We start from the raw sequence: 21,307 nt of genomic DNA on the forward strand, positions 1-21,307 counted from the left end.
CGCCCGCCCGTGTCAGCCGTTGTGGTCGGGGTGCGACCCGGTGCGCTCGCCCGTCTCGATGCCCGCGACGGCGGCGAGGTCGCCGGCGTCGAGCTCGAAGCCGAAGACGTCGAGGTTGGCGCGGATGCGCGACGGAGTGACCGACTTCGGGATCACGACGAGGCCCTGCTGCAGGTGCCAGCGGATCGTCACCTGGGCCGGGGTGACCCCGTGCTTCGCGCCGATGCGCACCAGGGCGGCGTTGTCCAGGATGCGCCCTCGCGCCAGCGGTGACCACGCCTCGGTGACGATGCCGTGGGCGGCGTCGAAGTCGCGCAGCTCGCGTTGCTGCAACCACGGGTGCGCCTCGACCTGGTTGATGGCCGGCACGACGTCGGTCTCGGCCATCAGGCGCTCGAGGTGCGCGATCTGGAAGTTGCTCACGCCGATCGAGAGCGCGCGGCCCTCGGCCCGGATCGTCTCGAGCGCGCGGTAGGTCTCGACGTACTTGTCCTGCCGCGGAGCCGGCCAGTGGATGAGGTAGAGGTCGACGTGGTCGGTGCCGAGCTTCGTCAGGCTCTCGTCGAACGAGCGGAGCGTCTCGTCGTAGCCGTGCGCGGTGTTCCAGACCTTGGTCGTGAGGAACACCTCGTCGCGCGGCACGCCCAAGGCCCGCAGGGCCCGGCCCACGCCCCGCTCGTTGGCGTAGAACTCGGCTGTGTCGAGGTGGCGGTACCCCTCGGCGAGGGCGGTCTCGACGACCCGCTCGGCCTCGTCGTCGGCGACCTTGTAGACGCCGAGGCCGAGCTGGGGGATCGTGCGGCCGTCGTTGAGGGTGATCTGGGGCACGTCGATGGAGGGCATGCCCCAACTCTGCCAGCGACCGGCCGACGCGTGTCGCACGCAGCGGGCGACCGTCCGGTGAACGGTGCGTGCCGGGCCCGTCGCCCGATGGACGAGGAGGCGCGGGTCAGCTCGTCTGGACCGGCACCGGTTCGGTGTCGGGCAGGGGGCTCGCGTCGCGGCCGCGGAGGTCGGGCAGCGCCTTGTGGAACGCGGCCCCGACGATCATGCCGACGAAGGCGAAGCACGCGGCGACGATGAGCCCGCCCTGGCCGCCGACGTGGTCGATCGCGAAGCCGGCGATGGCCGAACCCAGGGCCGAGCCGATCAGCTGGCCGGTGCCGGCCCAGCCGTAGGCCTCGGCCGTGTCGCTGAACTTCACGCTCGACGAGACGATCGCGAACATCACGGCCAGGGCGGGTGCGATGCCGACGCCCGCGATCAGCAGCGTGATGCTGATGGGCCAGAGGCCCGTCGCGAAGATCGCGAGGGTCATGCCGACGAACACGATGGCGATGCGGCGGGCGAGCGCCCACGGGCCGACCGGGACGTGCCCGAGGGCGAGACCGCCGACCAGCGAGCCCGCGGCGAAGATCGCCAGGGCGATGCCCGAGTCGGCGCTCCCCTCGCCGAAGAGCGCGACGACGCCCGCCTCGACCGCGGCGCAGGCGCCGATGAGCAGGAACCCGGCGACGGTCGCGAGCAGCACGGTCGGCCGGGCCAGCACCTTGCCGAAGGCCCGCTTGCTGCGGGGGATGCGGACGCGTCCGACCTCGGGCGAGGCGATGAACCAGATGCCGCCGCCGACCAGGAACGCGGCCGCGAGCCAGATCGCCTCTCGCGTGCCGACCTGCGTGCCGACGAAGGTCGTGATGACCGGACCGGCGACCCAGATGATCTCTTGCGCGGACGCGTCGAGGGAGAAGAGGGGGGTGAGCTGGTTCGAGGTGACCATCTTCGGGTAGATGGTGCGGACGGCCGGCTGGACGGGGGGCACGCTGAGGCCCGTCACGAAGCCGAGCGCCATGAACACCGGCACCGAGAAGTCGTACAGGGTGAAGGTGACCATCGTGATGAGGCAGACCACCAGGGTCAGGGTGAGCACGGGGCGCATCGCCCAGCGGCCCATCCACCGGCTGGTGAGCGGCCCCGAGATCGCCTGACCGATGCTCGTCGCCGCGAGGACGAGACCGGCCGCGGCGTACGAGTGGTGGACGTGCTCGACGTGCAGCAGGAACGCGAGCGACAGCATGCCGAACGGGAAGCGCGCGGTCAGCTGGGCCGCGATGATGCGCGAGACGCCGGGCGTCTTCAGCAGGGTCGAATAGGTGCTCACGAGGGGACAAGTCTACGAGTGGGTCCGCGGTCCGCGACACGCCGTGGTCCCGAACTGGGGACATCCGTCGACGAGTGTCGGTGGTGGGGACGAACATGTGGAGAACGGCGCAGAACCGGGGAGAACCGCCCTCGTTCTGTGCAAAACGTGTGCGGTTCCCTGTGGACAACTCTGCGAGACGAACTACAGGCGTGTAACACCGCATCTAGTTGTGGGGGCAACCCCCGGCCACTAGATGTAGTATCGAGGAGTCGCCACGGGCACCACGACCCGCAGGCTCACGAACCACCGATCCGGCCTCAGGGGCCGGCCAGAACACAGGGGATCCCATGGCCATCACCGTCTACACCAAGCCGTCCTGCGTCCAGTGCACGGCCACCTACCGAGCCCTCGACAACAAGGGCATCGAGTACGACGTGCTCGACGTCACGGCCGACGACGCCGCCCTCGAGAAGGTCCGCGCCCTCGGCTACATGCAGGCCCCCGTGGTCATCGCCGACGACGACCACTGGAGCGGTTTCCGCCCCGACAAGATCGCCGCGCTGGCCGCCAAGGTCGACTAGTCGACCGGGCGCACAGCGCCCCACCAGTCGGATGACCCGGGGCTCGGGCCCACACCACGTCGGAGGCGAGGACTCGTCATGACGAACGAACTCGTCTACTTCTCGAGCGTCTCGGGCAACACCGACCGCTTCGTCAAGAAGCTCGGTCTGCCGGCCCGGCGCATCCCGCTGTTCCCGTCCGAGCCGCCGCTCAACGTCCGTGACCCCTACGTCCTCGTCCTGCCGACCTACGGTGGCGGCGAAGGACGAGGCGCCGTCCCGAAGCAGGTCATCCGATTCCTCAACGACGAGGGCAACCGGCGCCTCATCCGAGGCGTGATCGCGGCGGGCAACACCAACTTCGGAGAGGGCTACTGCCTGGCCGGTGACATCGTCGCCGCCAAGTGCGACGTTCCCCTTCTCTACCGTTTCGAAGTCTTCGGAACACCAGACGACGTACAAGCCGTACACACAGGATTGGAAGAATTTTGGACGCAGCAGTCGATGACCTCGAAGTGATCGCCGCCCCGGGGCAGGGTCTCAGCTCGGGGATGGACTACCACTCCCTGAACGCGATGCTGAACCTCTACGGTCCGTCCGGCGAGATCCAGTTCGAGAAGGACCGCGAGGCGGCGAAGCAGTATTTCCTGCAGCACGTCAACCAGAACACGGTCTTCTTCCACAACCTGCGTGAGCGTCTCGACTACCTCGTCGAGAACGAGTACTACGAGCTCGCCACCATCGAGCAGTACGACTTCGCCTTCATCGAGAAGCTGAACGACCTCGCGTACTCGAAGAAGTTCCGCTTCCAGACCTTCCTCGGCGCGTTCAAGTACTACACCTCGTACACGCTCAAGACGTTCGACGGCAAGCGCTACCTCGAGCGCTTCGAGGACCGCGTCGTCATGACCGCCCTCGGCCTGGCCCAGGGCGACGAGAAGCTCGCCGTCAACCTCGTCGAAGAGATCATCGCGGGCCGGTTCCAGCCGGCCACGCCGACCTTCCTCAACACGGCGAAGGCCCAGCGCGGCGAGCTCGTCAGCTGCTTCCTGCTGCGCATCGAAGACAACATGGAGTCCATCTCGCGCGGCATCAACTCGTCGCTGCAGCTGTCGAAGCGCGGTGGCGGAGTCGCCCTGTCGCTCTCGAACATCCGCGAGGCCGGCGCCCCGATCAAGCAGATCGAGAACCAGTCGTCGGGCATCATCCCCGTCATGAAGCTGCTCGAAGACAGCTTCAGCTACGCGAACCAGCTCGGTGCCCGCCAGGGTGCCGGTGCGGTGTACCTCAGCGCACACCACCCCGACATCATGCGGTTCCTCGACACCAAGCGTGAGAACGCCGACGAGAAGATCCGCATCAAGACGCTGTCCCTCGGCGTCGTCGTGCCCGACATCACGTTCGAGCTCGCCAAGAACAACGAAGACATGTACCTCTTCTCGCCGTACGACGTCGAGAAGGTCTACGGCGTCCCCTTCGGCGACGTCGCGATCAGCGAGAAGTACCGCGAGATGGTCGCCGACTCGCGCATCAAGAAGACCAAGATCAAGGCGCGCGACTTCTTCCAGACGATCGCCGAGATCCAGTTCGAGTCGGGTTACCCCTACATCGTGTTCGAAGACACGGTCAACAAGGCGAACCCGATCAAGGGTCGCATCAACATGTCGAACCTGTGCTCCGAGATCCTTCAGGTCAACACGCCGACGACCTTCAACGAAGACCTCTCGTACAACGAGATCGGCAAGGACATCAGCTGCAACCTCGGCTCGATGAACATCGCCCTCTCGATGGACGCCCCCGACCTCGGCAAGACCGTCGAGACCGCGATCCGCGGCCTCAGTGCGGTCAGCGACATGAGCCACATCACGTCGGTCCGCTCGATCGAGGTCGGCAACGACCAGTCGCACGCCATCGGCCTCGGCCAGATGAACCTGCACGGCTACCTCGCCCGGGAGCGGGTGCACTACGGCACGCCCGAGGCGATCGACTTCACGAACATCTACTTCTACACGGTGCTGTTCCACGCCCTGCGCGCCTCGAACACCATCGCGATCGAGCGTGGCGTCACCTTCGGCGGCTTCGAGGACTCGACCTACGCGTCGGGCACCTTCTTCGACAAGTACACCGAGACCGAGTGGAAGCCCGAGACCGAGCGGGCGGCGGCACTGTTCGCCGACGCCGGCGTCGCGATCCCCACGCAGGACGACTGGCTCGCGCTCAAGGCCAGCGTCATGCAGCACGGCATCTACAACCAGAACCTCCAGGCCGTGCCGCCGACCGGGTCGATCTCGTACATCAACCACTCGACGTCGTCGATCCACCCGATCGCGTCGAAGATCGAGATCCGCAAAGAGGGCAAGCTCGGTCGCGTGTACTACCCGGCGCCGTTCATGACGAACGACAACCTCGAGTACTACACCGACGCCTACGAGATCGGGCCCGAGAAGATCATCGACACCTACGCCGCGGCGACGCAGCACGTCGACCAGGGCCTGTCGCTCACGCTGTTCTTCAAAGACACGGCGAGCACGCGCGACATCAACAAGGCGCAGATCTACGCATGGCGCAAGGGCATCAAGACGATCTACTACATCCGCCTCCGCCAGCTCGCGCTCGAGGGCACCGAGGTCGACGGCTGCGTCAGCTGCATGCTCTAGGCCCTGCGCCTCGAGTCCTTACGCCACCCGGCGCGGGCCGGTCTCGACGACCGGGCCGCGCCTCCTGAACTCACATTCCTGCTCCTGAAAGGCACGTCATGACCCTCACCGATCCGGTCCACGCCACCGGCAAGTCGGTCCCGCTGATCTCGTCGGTCAGTGCGATCAACTGGAACCGCATCCACGACGACAAGGACGTCGAGGTCTGGAACCGGCTGGTCAACAACTTCTGGCTGCCCGAGAAGATCCCGCTGTCGAACGACGTCCAGTCGTGGAACACCCTCACGCCCGAAGAGCAGCAGATGACGATGCGGGTCTTCACCGGCCTGACGCTGCTCGACACCATCCAGGGCACCGTCGGCGCGATCAGCCTGATCCCCGACGCGATCACCCCGCACGAAGAAGCCGTCTACACGAACATCGCGTTCATGGAGTCGGTGCACGCCAAGAGCTACTCGTCGATCTTCTCGACCCTCGCGTCGACCCCCGAGATCGACGACGCCTTCCGCTGGTCGACCGAGAACGTCAACCTGCAGAAGAAGGCCCAGATCGTCCTCGACTACTACACGGGCGACGACCCTCTGAAGCGCAAGGTCGCCTCGACGCTGCTCGAGTCGTTCCTGTTCTACAGCGGCTTCTACCTGCCGATGTACTGGTCGTCGCGCGCCAAGCTGACCAACACGGCCGACCTCATCCGCCTCATCATCCGCGACGAGGCCGTGCACGGGTACTACATCGGCTACAAGTTCCAGAAGGGTCTCGAAGGCGCCTCGGACGAGCGCAAGCAAGAGATCAAGGACTACACGTTCAACCTGCTCTTCGAGCTCTACGAGAACGAGATCCAGTACACGCAAGACCTCTACGACGGCGTCGGCCTCAGCGAAGACGTCAAGAAGTTCCTGCACTACAACGCCAACAAGGCGCTGATGAACCTCGGCTACGAGCCGATGTTCCCCAAAGAGACGACCGACGTGAACCCGGCGATCCTGTCCGCGCTCTCGCCGAACGCCGACGAGAACCACGACTTCTTCTCGGGGTCGGGTTCGTCGTACGTCATCGGCAAGGCCGTCAACACCGAGGACGAGGACTGGGACTTCTAACCCACCCCCGCACCACGCAGCAGGCGTCGCCCATCCCGGGCGGCGCCTGTTCTGCGTCCGGTCCGACCGCGTGCGGGCTCAGTCGGCGAGCAGCGCCGCCCGGATCGCGGCGATGCCGATCCGCACCTCGGCGAACGAGGTGCTGAGCGGCGACAGTCCGATGCGCAGGGCGTCGGGGTTGCGGAAGTCCGGCATGACACCGGCCTCCCAGAGCCGCGCCACGATCGACCGGAACGAGTCGTGCGTGATCGTGACGTGGCTGCCGCGGCGGTCCGCTTCGCGAGGCGTCGCGACGGTCACCCCGAGCGGCACGAGCCAGGCGTCGACGAGGTCGAAGGCGTAGTCGGTCAGGGCGAGCGACTTCGACCGGACGGCGTCGATGCCGGCCTCGTCGATCAGGTCGAGCATGTCGTGCATCGCGAGCATGCCCATCACCGGGGGAGTGCCGCTGATGAACCGCCGGATGCCGGTCGCCGGCTGGTACCCGTCGGCCATGGCGAACACGTCGGCGGCGCCCATCCATCCCTGGATCGGCTGGTCGAGCTCGGGCAGCAGCGAGGCGCGGGCGTAGACGAACGCGGGGGCACCCGGCCCGCCGTTCAGGTACTTGTAGGTGCAGCCGACGGCGAGGTCGACGCCCCACTCGTCGAGCTGCATCGGCACGACGCCGACGCTGTGGCAGAGGTCGGCCAGCACGAGACCGCCCGCCTCGTGCACGAGCGTCGTGATCGCGGGCAGGTCGACCAACCAGCCCGACCGGTACGAGACGTGGTTCACCAGCAGCAGTGCGGTGTCGGGCCCCACGACGTCGCGCACCTGCGACACGGTCACGCCGGTCGCCTTGTCGACGGCGATCCAGCGGATCGTGGCCCCGTGCTCGCGGGCGATGCCCTCGACGACGAAGCGGTCGGTCGGGAACTGGTCGTCGTCGATGACGATCTCGTGGCGGTCGGGCCGGGCCCGCAGGCCCGCGCGGATCGCCTTGTAGAGCAGCACGGTCGTCGAGTCGGCCACGACCGTCTGGCCCGGGGCGGCACCGAGGCAGGCCGCCGCGATGCGGTCGCCGAGCTCGGTCGGCAGGGCCATCCAGCGTTCGTCCCACGAGCGGATCAACCGCGTGCCCCAGGCGCCCTCGACGAACTCGGACTGTCGCGACAGCGTGGCGGTCACGGGCCGCCCGAGCGAGTTGCCGTCGAGGTACGACACCACGTCGACGGCCGGCACGAACCGGTCGACGAACGACGCCAGCGGGTCGGCGGCGTCGAGCGGGCCGGCGGGATGCGCCGAGGCCTGCTCGTCGGGGTCGGTGGCGTCGACGGGGTAGGCGAGCGGATCGGTCATCGGGTCTTCTCCTCGAGGGCGACGGCGAGCAGCTCGTCGGCGGTCAGTGCGGTCGCGCGGGCGAGCCAGGCGGCCCGTTCGTCGGAGGACGCGGAGGCGCGGGGTGCGTCGGCGATCCAGGTCACGCGGGTGAACGGCAGGCGCGCACCGCCGGTGGGCCCGGCGACGTCGGGGGCGAGGGCGTCGAGCAGGCCGGCCAGCCCGAAGCCGGCCCGACCCATCGCGCGCAGCTCGCGTTCGTTCACCCCGAGCGGAAGGTCGCCGTTGCCGAGGTCGGTGCCGTAGAGCACCCGGCCCCCGGCGGCACGGAACCGCGACAGGTTGTCGACGGCCGTCTCGTGCGCGACCCCACCGAGACCGTAGCCATGGATGTCGAGCGTGCTCACCCACGTCGTGGACGCGGCCAGCCGGGCGATCAGGTCGTCGTCGAGCCGTTCGCTGAAGGGCGTGTGGGCGAGCCGGTCGACCCCGGCGTCGGCCGCGCGTGCCGCCTGGCCGGCGCCCTGGACGTGGGCGACCACGGGCAGGTCGAGCCCGTGAGCGGCGTCGACGACGGCGCCCAGCGTCGCGTCGTCGAGGACGGGGCCGACGTCGGAGTTCAGGGCGACCTTGACGATCGAGGCGCCGAGGGCGTGCTGCTGCTCGACGAGCCGGGCCGCGCGGCGCAGCCGGGTCGAGGCGCGGAGGCCGCCGACCGGGAGGGAGGCGCGGGGCGGCGCCCAGCCCGCCCGGCTCGGGTACCCGCCCGGCGCCGTGATCAACCCGCCGGCGATCGCCAGCTCGGGCCAGCCGTCGCGACCCGACCGGCCGAGCCAGCCGGAGGCGACCGTCGGGTCCCACCCGAGGTCGACGACCCGCGAGATGCCGCCGACGGGCAGCTGCGTGGCGTCGATCAGGCCGAGGTGGACGTGCGAGTCGGTGAAGGGGGCGAGCACGGTGCCCGGCACGTGGGGCAGCTCGGCGCCGGCCAGGGTGTCGGCGTCGTGCGCGTCGGCCGATCCGGCGAAGACCACGCCGTGGGCGTCGAGGCGCAACAGGCTGCGACCGGACCACCGGCCCGACCAGGCGTGGTCGACCGTGACGAGCCGCGCCTCCTGGTCCATGACCCGACCCTATTCGTGCGTGCTGCCCGTGCCCTGCAGGCCCGCCCGCGTCCGGGGACGACGAGGCCCGCCCGCGTCCGGGGATGACGAGGCGGGCTCGCAGGGTGGGTGCCGACGAGGCGGGCTCGCAGGGTGGGTGCCGAGGAGGCGCGACTCAGCCGGGCAGGACGGCCCGCGAGCACCGCGCCACGTAGGGCAGGCGGATCAGGTCGGCGCCGCGGGTGTCCGGGTGCGTGTCGAGCAGCCGCTCGACGTCGCGCAGCAGGGCCGCGCGGTCGTCGGGCGAGAGCGTGATGACGTAGCTGCGCGACGCGATCATGGCGAGGAACTCGTCGCGACCCAGCTCGTGCACCCAGGGGACGTCGTACCGCTCGACGGTGCCGAACGGCGCACCGACGACGGGGGCGTCCGACCCCATGTCGCGTTCGCGGGGTTGACGCATCACCCGGCTGAGCTCCGCCAGCCACGGCACGGACTCGTCGCGGATGTTCCAGACGAGGCCGAGGGTGCCGCCGGGACGCAGGACGCGGGCGATCTCGGGCACGGCGCGGTCGGGGTCGACCCAGTGCCAGGCCTGCGCGACGAGGACGGCGTCCACCGAGTCGTCGCCGAGGGGGATGTCCTCGGCCGACCCGGCGACCGACGTCGCCCCGGGGACGACCTGCTCGAGGGTCGCGCGCATGCCCGGCGACGGCTCGACGGCCGTGACCGACGGGGCACGGTCGAGCAGCAGACGGGTGAGCTTGCCCGTGCCCGCCCCCAGGTCGACCACGTGACAGGCGCCCTCGGGCAGCAGCCAGTCGACGGCGTCGAGGGGGTACGACGGGCGACCCCTCTCGTAGACGTCGGCGGCCAGCCCGAACGAGGCGGCGAGGTCGGAATCGGGTCGTGCGGGGTCGAAGCCGTGGGCGGCAGGATCGAACCCCTCCTGCAGTGGTTGATGTGTCACCGGAACACTGTCGCACGTCACGATCCGTCACACACCCTGTGTTACGTCGGCCTCGGGCGCAGCATGGAGGGGATGACTTCCTCGCTGCCTCCGACCCCTTCGTCCCCGCGTCCGACCCGTCCCCTGCGGGTCGTCGCGGTGTCGGGCACCCTCAGCACACCGTCGAAGACCGACGCCCTCGTGCACGAGATCGTGACGGCGCTGGGCGACGTCCTGCCGATCGAGGCGCACGTGATCCGGGTCAGCGAACTCGGCCCCCTGTTCGCCGGCGCCCTCACCCGGGACCAGCTCGACGAGCGGGTCGAGCGCGAGCTGGTCGCCATCGAGACCGCCGACCTGCTGATCGTCGCCTCGCCCGTCTACCGCGCCTCCTTCACCGGGCTGTTCAAGCACCTGTTCGACTTCGTCGAGCAGTACGCGCTCGTGGACGTGCCCGTGCTGCTCGCCGCGACGGGGGGCAGCGAGCGCCACGCGCTGATCATCGAGCACGCGTTGCGACCGCTGTTCGGGTTCTTCCAGGCCCTCACCCTGCCGTTGGGCGTCTACGCGCACACGACCGACTTCACGGCGACCGGAGGCGCGGAGAAGTACGCGGTCACTGCCCCGCTACTGCAGGAGCGCATCCGCCACGCGATCCAGCGCGGCCTGCCGCTGATCCGCTCGAGCATCGCCGAGAAGGGGCGCATCGAGCAGACCCTCGACGACGGCGACGCGCGCGACGACCTGACGGGGGACGACCTGCGCGCCGGCGAGCTCGACGTCACGACCCCAACGCGCCTGTTCAGCTGAGCGCGACCCGAAGGCGGGGCAGCCGCTCCGGGATGCCCACCGGTATCGTGATCGTCGTGAACCCCGACCCGACTCCCCGTGGCCCGTCCGTCGCCCGCGCCGAGATCCGCGACAGCGAGGCACAGCGCCGTCTCGGCCTGTTGCCCTCCGGCGTGCTGCCGGGGCGTGCGGCCCGATGGGTGGACGACGGCGTGGACGACCTGTCCGTGCTCGCGCTCGCCGAGGCACAGACCAGCACCGACGACGCCCGCGAGGCGCTCCTCGCCCAGGCGGCCGTCGACCTCGGCCTCGGCTTCGGTTCGGTGCGCGAGGCGCGTGCCCACCACGGTCAGCGCGTCGTCGAGTCGATGACGGCCGCGTCGGCCCCTGCCGACGCCCTGGGCTTCTCGAACGGCTTCACCGACACCATCGAGGAGTCGGTGCGCGACAGCATCGCCCGCCTCTTCAAGCCCCGCGGCTGATCCCGGGCGTCGACGCGACCGGACGCAGGAGGCGCGGTGCCGGTCGTGACCGGCACCGCGCCTCCTGCGGTCGTGCCGTGGGTCAGGCCTTGCCGACCTCGAGCTCGACGACCGCCCACGAGAGGGCGGGCAGGCGGAGGCGCGCGGTGCCGCCGTCGACCGTGACGCCGGTCAGCGGCACGAGGCCCACGGTGTCCTGCGCGCCCTCGGTGTTGGACGAGAAGCGGTCGCCGCCCTCGGGGACGGCCAGGACCTCGGCGCGGGTGACGCGTCCGCCGCTGAAGCCGCGCAGGGCGACCTCGACGTCGGCCGCCTCGTCGAGACCGCGGTTGGCGAGGAAGAACGCGACCGTGCCGGCCTCCTCGTCGTAGGTGGCGCTGACGTCGACCAGGTCGGCGTCGCCGTACTTCTCGGTGTCGACCTTGTCGCTCGTGACGAGGGTGCGCAGGATCTGCCCGGTGGCGAGCGCGGCCATGCGGGCGAACGGCCAGAAGATCGACTGACGCCACGCGGGTCCGCCGGCCTCGCTGCGGATGGGCGCGATGACGTTGACGAGCTGCGCCTGGTTGGCGATCTTGACCCGGTCGCCGTGACGCAGCAGCGAGTTGAGGAAGGTGCCGACCACGACCGCGTCGGTGACGTTGTACTGGTCCTCGATCAGCCGGGGGTGCTCGCGCCAGCCCTTCGACACGTTGTGCGGCTGGTCGTCCGAGTCGAGGCCCGTCTGGTACCAGACGTTCCACTCGTCGAACGAGATGTCGACCTGCTTCGTGTGCTTTCCGGCGGCCTTGACGCCGTCGATCGTCGACACGACCTCCTCGATGAACGCGTCCATGTCGACGGCCGTCGCGAGGAAGCTCTTCGCGTCGCCGTCGTGCTCCTGGTAGTAGGCGTGCATCGACACGTAGTCGACCTCGTCGTAGGCGTGCGTCAGGACCTCGTGCTCCCAGGTGCCGAAGGTGGGCATGCCGCGGCCCGAGCTGCCGACGGCGACCAGCTCGATCGAGTCGTCGACGAACTTCATGGCCTTGGCGGCCTCCTGGGCGAGGCGGCCGTACTCGGTGGCCGTCTTGTGGCCGATCTGCCACGGGCCGTCGAGCTCGTTGCCGAGGCACCAGAGCTTGATGTCGAAGGGGTCCTTGGCGCCGTTGGCGATGCGGCGGTCGCTCAGCGCGGTGCCGCCGGGGTGGTTGGCGTACTCGACGAGCTCCCGGGCGGCATCGACGCCCCGGGTGCCGAGGTTGACGGCCTCCATCACCTCGGTGCCGGCGAGCTTCGACCACGCGACGAACTCGTGCAGGCCGAAGGCGTTGGTCTCGACGGTGTGCCAGGCGCCGTCGAGGCGACGGGGGCGCTGGTCGACCGGGCCGACGCCGTCCTCCCAGTTGTACCCCGAGACGAAGTTGCCGCCGGGGTAGCGGATGACGGTGGCGCCGAGCTCCTTGGTGAGGTCGAGGACGTCCTGGCGGAAGCCGTTCTCGTCGGCGGTGGGGTGACCGGGTTCGTAGATGCCGGTGTAGACGCAGCGGCCCATGTGCTCGACGAACGAGCCGAACAGGCGGCGGGGGACCGGGCCGATGGTGAACTCGCGGTCGACGGTGATGCGGGCGGTGGACATGGGTCTCCTAGGTGAGGGGATCGGCGTGCGTGCGGTGGGGACGAGGAGGCGCGGTGCGGCAGGGCGGTCGCGTCCGGGGCGGTCGGATCACTGACCTCCGAACCCGGTGGTCGAGATGCCCTTGATGATCTGCCGCTGGAAGAACAGGAACACGAGGATGAGCGGCAGGGCCGCGAGGACCGCGGCGGCCATGTTCTGCGCGTACTGGATGCCGTAGGCGCTCTCGATGGTCTGCAGGCCGACCGGCAGGGTGAGCAGCGACGCGTCGTTCGTGACGATGAACGGCCACAGGAAGTTGTTCCAGGCGCCGATGAACACGAAGATCGACACCGCGCCGAGGATGGGGCGCGACAGCGGCAGCAGGATCGTGAAGAAGACCCGGATGCGTCCCGCGCCGTCGACGCGGGCGGCGTCCTCGAGCTCGATCGGCACCTGGTCGAAGAACTTCTTCAGCACGAACACCATCGCCGGGGCGATCGCCTGCGGCAGGATGATGCCCCAGTACGTGTCGACCATGTCGAAGGCGAGCATCTGGTAGAACAGCGGCACGATCAGCACCTGCGGCGGGATGATGATCGACGCGATCGTCGCGACGTACAGCCACTTCTTGCCCCGGAAGTCGAGGCGCGAGAAGGCGTAGGCGACGAGGGCCGAGGTGGCCACGACGATCAGCGTGATGACGATCGAGGTGAACAGGCTGTTGAACAGCCACACCGGGATGTTGCCCTGTTCGAGCACCCCGCGGTAGGCGTCCAGCGTGAAGCCGCCGGCCGGGATCCAGGTCTGCGGCGTCGCCGCGGCGTCGGTCTCGCTCTTGAACGAGGTGGCGAGCGACCACAGGAACGGCAGCAGCCAGAGGACGGCGAGCACGACCAGGATGGCCACGCTGATCACGGCCATGGGGCCGAACGGCTTCTGGCCGGGCTTGTGGCCCTTCCGGCCCCGGCCGGCGGTGGGGGCCCGCAGGTCGGACGTGGGGGCGAGGGCGGGGGCGGTCATTTCTGGGCTCCCTTGCGGTTGCGGGCCGTGATGCTGAACTGCGCGATCGAGATGACGACGATGACCGCGAAGAAGATGTACGAGATCGCCGACGAGTAGCCGAAGCGGTAGCCGGTGAAGCCGGTGTCGAAGATGTACTGCACGGCCGAGCGGGTGCTGCCCGCCGGTCCGCCGGTGGTCATCTGGTAGATCTGGTCGAAGACCTTCAGCGAGGCGAGCACCTGGAGGATGACGATCAGGCCGGTGGTCGGGCCGAGCTGCGGGATGGTGATCGACAGCAGCGACCGCCAGCGTCCGGCGCCGTCGAGCGACGCGGCCTCGTACTGCTGGTCGGGGATGTTCTGCAGGGCGGCGAGGTACAGCAGGAAGTTGAAGCCGACCGTCCACCAGACGGTGGTCGCGACCACGGCGATCATGGCGGTGTCGGGGTCCTGCAGCCAGGCGGGTTGCGGCAGCCCCAGCGTGCCGAGCACGTTGTTGATCGGGCCGAGGGTCGGGCTGTAGAGCTGGATCCAGAACAGCGAGACGACCGTCGAGGCGAGCAGGTACGGCAGGAAGAAGCTCAGCCGCCAGAGCCACTGACCCGGCAGCCCGGTGTTGACGAGGATGGCGAGCACGAGCGCCACGACGACGAGCGGGATCGTGCTGAGCACCGTGAACCACAGCGTGTTGAGCATCGAACGCCACATGTCGCCGTCGGCGAAGGCCTCGGCGTAGTTGGCGACGCCGATCAACTCGCCGCCCTGGCCGGTCAGGCTCTGGCCGGTGAAGCTCAGGTAGAAGCCGTGGAGCAGCGGCCAGACCAGGAACACCGCGAAGAGCACGGTGAACGGAGCGGCGAAGCCCCAGCCGATGCGGTTGTCGGAGGGGCCGGTCCGCTTGCGGGAGGCGCGGCTGCGGTCGGTCGCGCGGGCGTCGGACCGCGCGCGCTCGGCGGTGGCCCGGGGGGCCTTGACCGTGGTGGAGGTCACAGATCGACTCCTTCGTCGTCGTGATGGTCGGGTCGTGCGGAGGGGGAGGAGGGCGGTGTCGGGCGGACGGGGCGGCGGTGTCGTGTCGGTGTGGGGGAGGGCACGACGGTCACACCGGAGCCGGCCGCGACAGCTGCGTGTTGACGCGCGCGACGAACCGACGCATGCCGTCGGCCGCGTCGTCCTTGGCGAGGATCACGGACTGGATCGAGTCGAGGAAGTACGTCTGGAAGTCCGAGCCCGAGCCGGTGAACCAGGCGGGCGGGTCGTAGTTCAGGTAGTCCGCCGCCTCGGCGTAGTTCGCCTGCGGTCGCAGCTCGGCGTACTCGGGGCTCTCGACGATCGGCAGGTAGGCCGGGATGTGCCCGGCCGCGGCCCAGGAGATGGAGTCCTTCAGGATGGTCGAGACCATCTTGTAGACGTCCTCGCGCTTGACGTCGTCGACCTCGCTCTGCCTCGGCAGCACGAACGCGTGCGAGTCGGCGTAGACGGCCGGCGTGCCGAAGAGCGTCGGGATGATGCTGCCGTCGAACGGGATGCCCGCGTTCTCGGCGCTCGGGACCTCCCACACGCCGGTGAAGAGCATGCCGCTCTCGCCGCTGACGAACTCGGCGATGCCCGACTGGATGTCGCTGGCCGTGGCCATCGCCGTGCCGTCCGTGAGCTGCTGCATGAACTGGAGCGCGGTGACGGCGGCCTGCTCGTCGTACTCGACCGTGCCGCCCTCCTTCAGCACCATGTCGGCGCCCTGCTGCTTGTAGAACGTGTAGAACATGCGCCACAGCTGCGCGCCGTCGTTGAGGTAGCCCCACGAGGCGCCGTGCTTGCCGGTCACCTGCTGCATGGCGTTCGCGACCTCGAGGAACTGCTCGGGGCTGGTGATCTCGACGAGCTTGCCGTCAGGGCCGAGGGCACCCGCCTGGGCGGCGATGTCGGTGTTGTACAACAGGATGAACGGGTGCGAGTCGAGGGCGACCGAGTAGAGGTCGCCGCCGTTGAAGCCCTTCTTCCACACGGCCTCGGCGAAGTCCTCTTCGCGGACGCCGTACGACGCGAGCTTCTCGACGTCCCACGGGTCGAGCAGGCCGCCGGGGGCGTAGCCGGGCACGCGCGAGGCGTGCATGATCGCGACGTCCGGTGCGCGACCGCCGGCCGAGGCCATGGCGAGCTTCGTGTAGTACGGCGTGCCCCAGGCGAGCACGGTCTGCGTCGCGTGGAACCCCGGGTTCTGCTCGTTGGCCTGGTCGATCAGCGCCGACATCTTGATGCCGTCACCGCCGCTGAGCAGGTGCCAGAACTTCAGCTGCGCGACGTCCGTGCCCGAGCCGGTGACCGCCCCGGGCGCACAGCCCGAGAGGCCCGTGGCGACGAACGCCCCGCCGACGAGGGCGGCCGAGCCGAGCAACATGCTGCGGCGGCTGAGGCCGCGGGGGGTGGCGGTGCCGGCGGTGGTGCCCGGACGCGGTGCCGGGGTCGTCCGATGGTTCTCGGTCATCTTCACTCCTTCGTGATGCGTGACGAGAGCGACTATTCCATCGTTGTAACGGATGCGCAAGAGGTTTCCGGCACACCGCCAGGACATGGCCACAGCGCCAGGCTCTCTTCTGGCGTCGTGCCCCTCTCGCGGTGTCAGGCGCGGCCGCGGGTGCTGGCGCGCACGACGATCTCGTGGGGGACGATCACGAGTTCGGCCGCGCCCTGCCGGTCGGCGATGCGGGCCGCGAGCAGTTCGAGGGTGCGCTCGACGAAGAGGCGCTTGTCGAAGGTGACGGTCGTCAGCGGCGGCACGGAGAACCTCCCGTCGACGATGTCGTCGAAACCGGCGATCGCGACGTCGTCGGGGACCCGCAGGCCCGCCGACGTCAGCGCGCTGACGGCGCCGATGGCGAGCGAGTCGGTGAAGCAGAAGATCGCGTCGGGCCGGTCGCCGCGCTCGACGGCCGCCCGGACGACCGAGAAGGCGTCGGCCGAGGTCCACTCCGGGCACGAGTACTGCAGGGCGTGGTCGAGGGGCAGCCCGGCCTCTGCCATGGCCTGCTCGAAGCCGCGGGTGCGGGCGCGCGCCGTGGCCGTGTCGAACTCGCCGGCCGAGTCGCCGAGGGTCGCGATGCGGCGGTGTCCGGCGGCGATCAGGTGGGCCGTCATGTCGCGGGCCGCGGCGACGCTGTCGACCCGCACCTGGTCGACGAGGGTCTGCTCGACCTCGCCGATGACGACGACGGGCGGCAGCGAGTCGGTGGCCCCGGTGCCGGTGCCGGTGCCGGAGCCGCTGCCGGCGGACGACAGGGCGCTGGCGTCGAGCGTGATCGGGTTGAGGACGAGGCCGTCGACGAGGTGTTCCTTGCCGCGCGAGAGCAGCTCGCCCTCGCGTTCGGGCCGTGATCCGGTCTGCTCGAGCTGGATCGACCAGCCGCGCTCGTGCGCCTGTTCGACGAACCAGTGCGTCATCTCGGCGCTGTACGGGGTGCTCAGGTCGGGGAACGCCAGGGCGATCGACCCGGTGCGCCCGGTGCGCAGGCCACGCGCGCTGAGGTTCGGCACGTAGTCGAGTTCGGCCAGTGCGCTCTCGACCCGGGTGCGGGTGTCGGGCCGGACGAAGACGACGCCGTTGATCACGTTGGAGACGGTCTTCGGCGACACCCCGGCGAGTGCCGCCACGTCCTTCACCGTCGCGCGCATGCGTTCAGGCTAGTGGCGGCAGGCGCTCAGGCGGAGGCGAGCACCTTGACGATGCGCTGCAGCGAGACGCTCTCGCTCGGCCGCAGGTCTTGTGCGAACAGGCTGAGGCGGAACTCCTCGATCATCCACCGGGCGCGGACGAGCGCAGGAGGCGCGGTGTCGGCGGGCGGGAACGTCCCGCCCGCGGCCTCGTACCGCTCGGTCGCCTGCTGCACCTCGCTGAGCCAGACGCGGTCCCGCCCGGGGTTCTCGAGCAGTTTCGCCGTGCGCTTCGTGATGCCCACGAGGTACACCGGCACGCGCTGGAGCTGCTGGAGCCCGGTCTGCGACACGAAGCCCGGACGGATCAGGCGATCCCGCTGCTGCCGCATGTCGGTCAGCGCCGCGAGCAGGGTCATCGAGGTCGCACCCTTCAGGGCCTTGTCGGCGTCGCGGGCGGCGGTCAGCGTGCGGGCGACGAGCGAGACGGTCTGGAACATCTGGTCCATCACGGCCCCCGAGACCCGGTCGCGGGTCGAGAGGAACTCCTTCTTCGTCATGACCATGCCGTCGGGCTTGACGCGGAACAGCACGTCGTCGACGACGGCCACGAGGCAGTCCGCGAAGAGCGCCGACGTGTTCTGGTACGGGCTCGTCGCGAGGATGAGCTTCTCGGCGCTCGTCAGGTGCTGCTGCACGTAGGCCACGGGCGACGGGGTCGCCAGCATCAGCAGGCGCCGCACGCCCTTCGGCGTCGCGAGGGCCTGGTCGGCGGGCGTCGCCATCAACGTGATCGAGACCGAGTCGCCGTGGTCGACCAACGCCGGGTAGGCCCGGATCACGGTGTCGCCGTGGCGGGTGTCGACGACCGCGGGGAGCTCGTCGAAGTCCCACGACGTCAGGCCCTCGCGCTCGATCGAGCTCGTGGGGCGAGGCGTGACGGGCGTGGCGTCGCCCCCCGCGCCTCCTCGTCCGCGGCCCCGGCCACGGCTGCGCTCGTCGCGCCCGCCGCCCTGCGTGACGCGCGCGACGCTGTCGCGCGTGGCGTCGCGCAGCCGGTGCTGGAGCGCGTCGAGGTCCTTGTCGGCCCCGACCGTGCGGCCTCGCTCGTCGACCACGGCGTACGTGACCCGCAGGTGCGCGGGCACGCGGTGCAGGTCGAAGTCGTCGGTCGAGACGGGCGTGTAGGTGAGCTTCTTGATCGCCGCGGCCACGGTCGCCGTGAACGGCTCGTCGACGTCGGCCGGAGGTGCGTCGGGCAGCTCGTCCGTGATCTTCGACGCCCAGTCGGCGGCGGGCACCACGTTCTTGCGGATCTGCTTCGGCAGCGACTTGATGAGCGACGTGACGAGCTCGTCGCGCAACCCCGGCACCTGCCAGTCGAAGCCGACCGGACGGAGGCGCGGCAGCAGCGGCAGCGGAACGATCACGGTCACGCCGTCGTCGTCGGCCCCCGGCTCGAACTTGTAGCGCAGGGTCAACGTCTGGTCGCCCTGCTGCCACGTGCTCGGGAAGCCCTGTTCGTCGACGTCGGGTTCGTCGTCCCCGAGCAGGTCGGCGGCGGTCATGGTGAGCAGGTCGGGCGTGTCGACCTTGGCCTTGCGCCACCAGCCCTCGAAGTCGCGCATGCTCGCGACGTCGGCCGGGATGCGCCGCTGGAAGAACTCGAACGCGGCGTCGCCGTCGACCAGGATGTCGCGGCGACGCGTCCTCTCTTCGACCTCGGTCAGCTCGCGGATGAGCTGCCGGTTCTTCTGCTCGAACGCCTGGTGCCCCTCCCAGTCGCCCTCGACCAGCGCGTGCCGGATGAACAGCTCGCGGGCGTACGCCGGGTCGATGCGCGAGAACTGGATGCGTCGTCGCTCGACGATCGGCACCCCGTAGAGCGTGACGCGCTCGTAGGCGACGACGGCGCCCTGCTTCTTCTCCCAGTGGGGTTCGCCGTAGCTGCGCTTGACCAGGTCGGGCGCCAGCGGTTCGGCCCACGCCGGGTCGATCGAGCCGGCGACGCGGGCGAACAGGCGACTGGTCTCGACGAGTTCGGCGGTCATCACGGCCGCCGGCGGCTTCTTCGCGAGGCTGCTGCCCGGGAAGATCAGGAACCTCGTCTGGCGGGCGCCGACGAAGTCCTTCTTCTGCGGGTCGAACAGGCCGATCTGGCTGAGCAGGCCGGCCAGCAGGCTGCGGTGGACGCCGTCGGGGTTCGCGCTGCGCTCGCCGATGTGCAGGCCGAGGGGCCTGGCCGCGCGGCTGAGCTGGCGGTAGACGTCCTGCCACTCGCGGATGCGCAGGTAGTTGAGGAACTCGTCGCGGCACAGACGCTTGAAGGCGTTGCCGCTGAGCTCCTTCTGCTTGTCCTCGAGGTACTCGAACAGGTTGAGCAGCGTGAGGAAGTCGCCCTTGGGGTCGCGGAAGCGCGAGTGCTTCTCGTCGGCCTGGGCACGCCGCTCGAGGGGCCGCTCGCGCGGGTCCTGGATGCTCAGGGCCGAGACGATGGCGAGCACCTCGCGCGTCGTGCCCTGCGTCTTGGACTCGACGACCATGCGGGCGAGGCGCGGATCGATCGGCAGTCGCGTGAGCTGCTTGCCGACCCGGGTGATCTGGCCGCCCTGGGTGACGGCGCCGAGCTCGCGCAGCAGGTCGAGTCCGTCCTTGATGCCGCGCGAGTCGGGCGGCTGGAGGAAGGGGAAGGCGGCGATGTCGCCGAGGTTCAGGGAGATCATCTGCAGGATGACCGCGGCGAGGTTGGTCCGCAGGATCTCGGGCTCGGTGAACTCGGGGCGCTTCTCGAAGTCGGTCTCGCTGTAGAGGCGGATCGCGATGCCGCTGCTCGTGCGACCGGAGCGGCCCGACCGCTGGTTGGCGCTCGCCTGCGAGATGGCCTCGATCGGCAGGCGCTGCACCTTGGCCCGGGTCGAGTAGCGGCTGATGCGGGCCGTGCCGGCGTCGATCACGTACTTGATGCCGGGCACGGTGAGGCTGGTCTCGGCGACGTTGGTCGCGAGGACGATGCGGCGCCGGGTGCCCGCGGTCGTGCTGGGCTGGAAGACCCGGTGCTGGTCGGCGGCGCTCAACCGGCCGTACAGCGGCAGCACCTCGGTGAACGGCAGGTTGCGGCCGCGGATGCTCTCCTCGGCGTCACGGATCTCGTTCTCTCCGCTGAGGAAGACGAGGACGTCGCCGCTCGACTCGCGGGCGAGCTCGTCGAGGGCCTCGTTGATGCCCTGCAGGTAGTCCTTGTCGTCGGCGCGCTGCCTGCGGTCGCCGGCCCGCGCCTCCTGACGGTCGCCCTGGCGACCCCCGGGGCGGTCGTCGTCGTCGAGGTCGCCGTCGTCGTCGCTCGTGGTGTCGTCGGCCACGAGCGGTCGGTAGCGGACCTCGACCGGGTAGGTGCGACCCGAGACCTCGACGATGGGCGCGTCGCCGAAGTGCTTCGAGAACGACTCGGGATCGATCGTGGCGCTCGTGATGATGAGCTTGAGGTCGGGGCGGCGGGGCAGCAGCTGCTTGAGGTACCCGAGCAGGAAGTCGATGGTCAGGCTGCGCTCGTGGGCCTCGTCGATGATGATCGTGTCGTAGCGCTCGAGCTCGCGGTCGAAGTGGATCTCGTTCAGCAGGATGCCGTCGGTCATCAGCTTGATCTGCGTGTCGGCACCGACCTTGTCGGTGAACCGCACCTGGTAGCCGACCACGCCGCCGACCTCGTCGCCGAGTTCTTCGGCGATGCGCTCGCTGATGGTGCGGGCCGCGATGCGGCGCGGCTGGGTGTGGCCGATCTTGGTCCGGCCGAGCTCGAGGCAGATCTTGGGCAGCTGGGTCGTCTTGCCCGAACCGGTGGCGCCCGCGACGATGACGACCTGGTTGTCACGGATCGCCGCGGCGATGTCGTCGCGCCTCTGGCTGACCGGCAGCTCGGCGGGATACGTGATGGTGGGGATCATAAGCCCTCCATCGTAAGCCG

General features: G+C 69.6%; 17 protein-coding genes. 6 read left to right on the plus strand and 11 right to left on the minus strand.

Going from position 1 to position 21,307, the window contains the following annotated elements; genetic code table 11:
• Nucleotides 1-12: 12 nt before the first annotated feature.
• Together ACVJ1F_RS04740 and ACVJ1F_RS04745 are read right to left on the minus strand one after the other, a co-directional pair.
• Entirely contained in the window at nucleotides 13-843 is an 831-nt protein-coding gene (locus ACVJ1F_RS04740) for an aldo/keto reductase (RefSeq protein ID WP_456884972.1), read from the minus strand.
• A gap of 106 nt (nucleotides 844-949) precedes the next feature.
• The gene (locus ACVJ1F_RS04745; RefSeq protein WP_056048960.1) at nucleotides 950-2,158 is read right to left on the minus strand and encodes an MFS transporter; all 1,209 of its coding nucleotides are present in this window, start codon (nucleotides 2,156-2,158) and stop codon (nucleotides 950-952) included.
• A 329-nt stretch (nucleotides 2,159-2,487) separates the two neighbouring features.
• Here ACVJ1F_RS04745 and nrdH point away from each other — a divergent pair, with 329 nt between their 5' ends.
• The 4 genes from nrdH to nrdF all read left to right on the plus strand — a co-directional run bounded on the left by nrdH (nucleotide 2,488) and on the right by nrdF (nucleotide 6,457).
• A complete protein-coding gene (gene nrdH / locus ACVJ1F_RS04750; protein ID WP_043596549.1) occupies nucleotides 2,488-2,721 on the plus strand; it encodes a glutaredoxin-like protein NrdH in 234 nt (77 codons plus the stop codon).
• Nucleotides 2,722-2,799: 78 nt separating this feature from the next.
• Nucleotides 2,800-3,219 carry a class Ib ribonucleoside-diphosphate reductase assembly flavoprotein NrdI gene (gene nrdI / locus ACVJ1F_RS04755; protein ID WP_456884973.1) on the plus strand — a complete coding sequence of 140 codons (420 nt, stop codon included), beginning with the start codon at nucleotides 2,800-2,802 and terminating at the stop codon, nucleotides 3,217-3,219.
• Nucleotides 3,220-3,251: 32 nt separating this feature from the next.
• Nucleotides 3,252-5,357 carry a class 1b ribonucleoside-diphosphate reductase subunit alpha gene (nrdE, locus tag ACVJ1F_RS04760; protein WP_456885242.1) on the plus strand — a complete coding sequence of 702 codons (2,106 nt, stop codon included), beginning with the start codon at nucleotides 3,252-3,254 and terminating at the stop codon, nucleotides 5,355-5,357.
• A gap of 98 nt (nucleotides 5,358-5,455) precedes the next feature.
• Complete coding sequence (gene nrdF, locus ACVJ1F_RS04765; protein WP_056048952.1) at nucleotides 5,456-6,457, plus strand: class 1b ribonucleoside-diphosphate reductase subunit beta; 1,002 nt, start codon at nucleotides 5,456-5,458, stop codon at nucleotides 6,455-6,457.
• Nucleotides 6,458-6,535: 78 nt separating this feature from the next.
• Here nrdF and ACVJ1F_RS04770 read toward each other — a convergent pair whose 3' ends face one another.
• The 3 genes from ACVJ1F_RS04770 to ACVJ1F_RS04780 all read right to left on the minus strand — a co-directional run bounded on the left by ACVJ1F_RS04770 (nucleotide 6,536) and on the right by ACVJ1F_RS04780 (nucleotide 9,850).
• Nucleotides 6,536-7,798, minus strand: a complete 1,263-nt coding sequence (locus tag ACVJ1F_RS04770; RefSeq protein WP_456884974.1) for a kynureninase — start codon at nucleotides 7,796-7,798, stop codon at nucleotides 6,536-6,538.
• Complete coding sequence (locus ACVJ1F_RS04775; RefSeq protein WP_456884976.1) at nucleotides 7,795-8,901, minus strand: amidohydrolase family protein; 1,107 nt, start codon at nucleotides 8,899-8,901, stop codon at nucleotides 7,795-7,797. The genes ACVJ1F_RS04770 and ACVJ1F_RS04775 overlap by 4 nt, the downstream gene beginning before the upstream one ends.
• Nucleotides 8,902-9,055: 154 nt before the next feature.
• Nucleotides 9,056-9,850, minus strand: coding sequence for a class I SAM-dependent methyltransferase (locus ACVJ1F_RS04780; RefSeq protein WP_371740472.1), 795 nt, complete (start codon nucleotides 9,848-9,850; stop codon nucleotides 9,056-9,058).
• Between the two features lie 72 nt (nucleotides 9,851-9,922).
• Between ACVJ1F_RS04780 and msuE the strand changes: the two genes are divergently transcribed.
• Together msuE and ACVJ1F_RS04790 are read left to right on the plus strand one after the other, a co-directional pair.
• The gene (msuE, locus tag ACVJ1F_RS04785; protein ID WP_173152964.1) at nucleotides 9,923-10,639 is read left to right on the plus strand and encodes an FMN reductase; all 717 of its coding nucleotides are present in this window, start codon (nucleotides 9,923-9,925) and stop codon (nucleotides 10,637-10,639) included.
• 32 nt (nucleotides 10,640-10,671) lie between these two features.
• The gene (locus ACVJ1F_RS04790) at nucleotides 10,672-11,100 is read left to right on the plus strand and encodes a hypothetical protein (protein WP_056048939.1); all 429 of its coding nucleotides are present in this window, start codon (nucleotides 10,672-10,674) and stop codon (nucleotides 11,098-11,100) included.
• 82 nt (nucleotides 11,101-11,182) lie between these two features.
• Here ACVJ1F_RS04790 and arfA read toward each other — a convergent pair whose 3' ends face one another.
• The 6 genes from arfA to hrpA all read right to left on the minus strand — a co-directional run bounded on the left by arfA (nucleotide 11,183) and on the right by hrpA (nucleotide 21,287).
• Nucleotides 11,183-12,718, minus strand: coding sequence for an arabinosylfuranosidase ArfA (arfA, locus tag ACVJ1F_RS04795; RefSeq protein ID WP_123571634.1), 1,536 nt, complete (start codon nucleotides 12,716-12,718; stop codon nucleotides 11,183-11,185).
• 87 nt (nucleotides 12,719-12,805) lie between these two features.
• Nucleotides 12,806-13,717, minus strand: a complete 912-nt coding sequence (locus ACVJ1F_RS04800) for a carbohydrate ABC transporter permease (protein ID WP_056048933.1) — start codon at nucleotides 13,715-13,717, stop codon at nucleotides 12,806-12,808.
• Nucleotides 13,714-14,571 carry a carbohydrate ABC transporter permease gene (locus tag ACVJ1F_RS04805; protein WP_043593482.1) on the minus strand — a complete coding sequence of 286 codons (858 nt, stop codon included), beginning with the start codon at nucleotides 14,569-14,571 and terminating at the stop codon, nucleotides 13,714-13,716. Before ACVJ1F_RS04805 ends, ACVJ1F_RS04800 begins: the two co-directional genes overlap by 4 nt.
• 226 nt (nucleotides 14,572-14,797) lie before the next feature.
• Nucleotides 14,798-16,183 carry an extracellular solute-binding protein gene (locus tag ACVJ1F_RS04810; protein ID WP_123571746.1) on the minus strand — a complete coding sequence of 462 codons (1,386 nt, stop codon included), beginning with the start codon at nucleotides 16,181-16,183 and terminating at the stop codon, nucleotides 14,798-14,800.
• Nucleotides 16,184-16,317: 134 nt separating this feature from the next.
• Nucleotides 16,318-17,367, minus strand: coding sequence for a LacI family DNA-binding transcriptional regulator (locus ACVJ1F_RS04815; protein ID WP_456884977.1), 1,050 nt, complete (start codon nucleotides 17,365-17,367; stop codon nucleotides 16,318-16,320).
• Nucleotides 17,368-17,393: 26 nt separating this feature from the next.
• A complete protein-coding gene (hrpA, locus tag ACVJ1F_RS04820) occupies nucleotides 17,394-21,287 on the minus strand; it encodes an ATP-dependent RNA helicase HrpA (protein WP_456884978.1) in 3,894 nt (1,297 codons plus the stop codon).
• Nucleotides 21,288-21,307: the final 20 nt, after the last annotated feature.

Source organism: Frigoribacterium sp. 2355, from assembly GCF_054060695.1.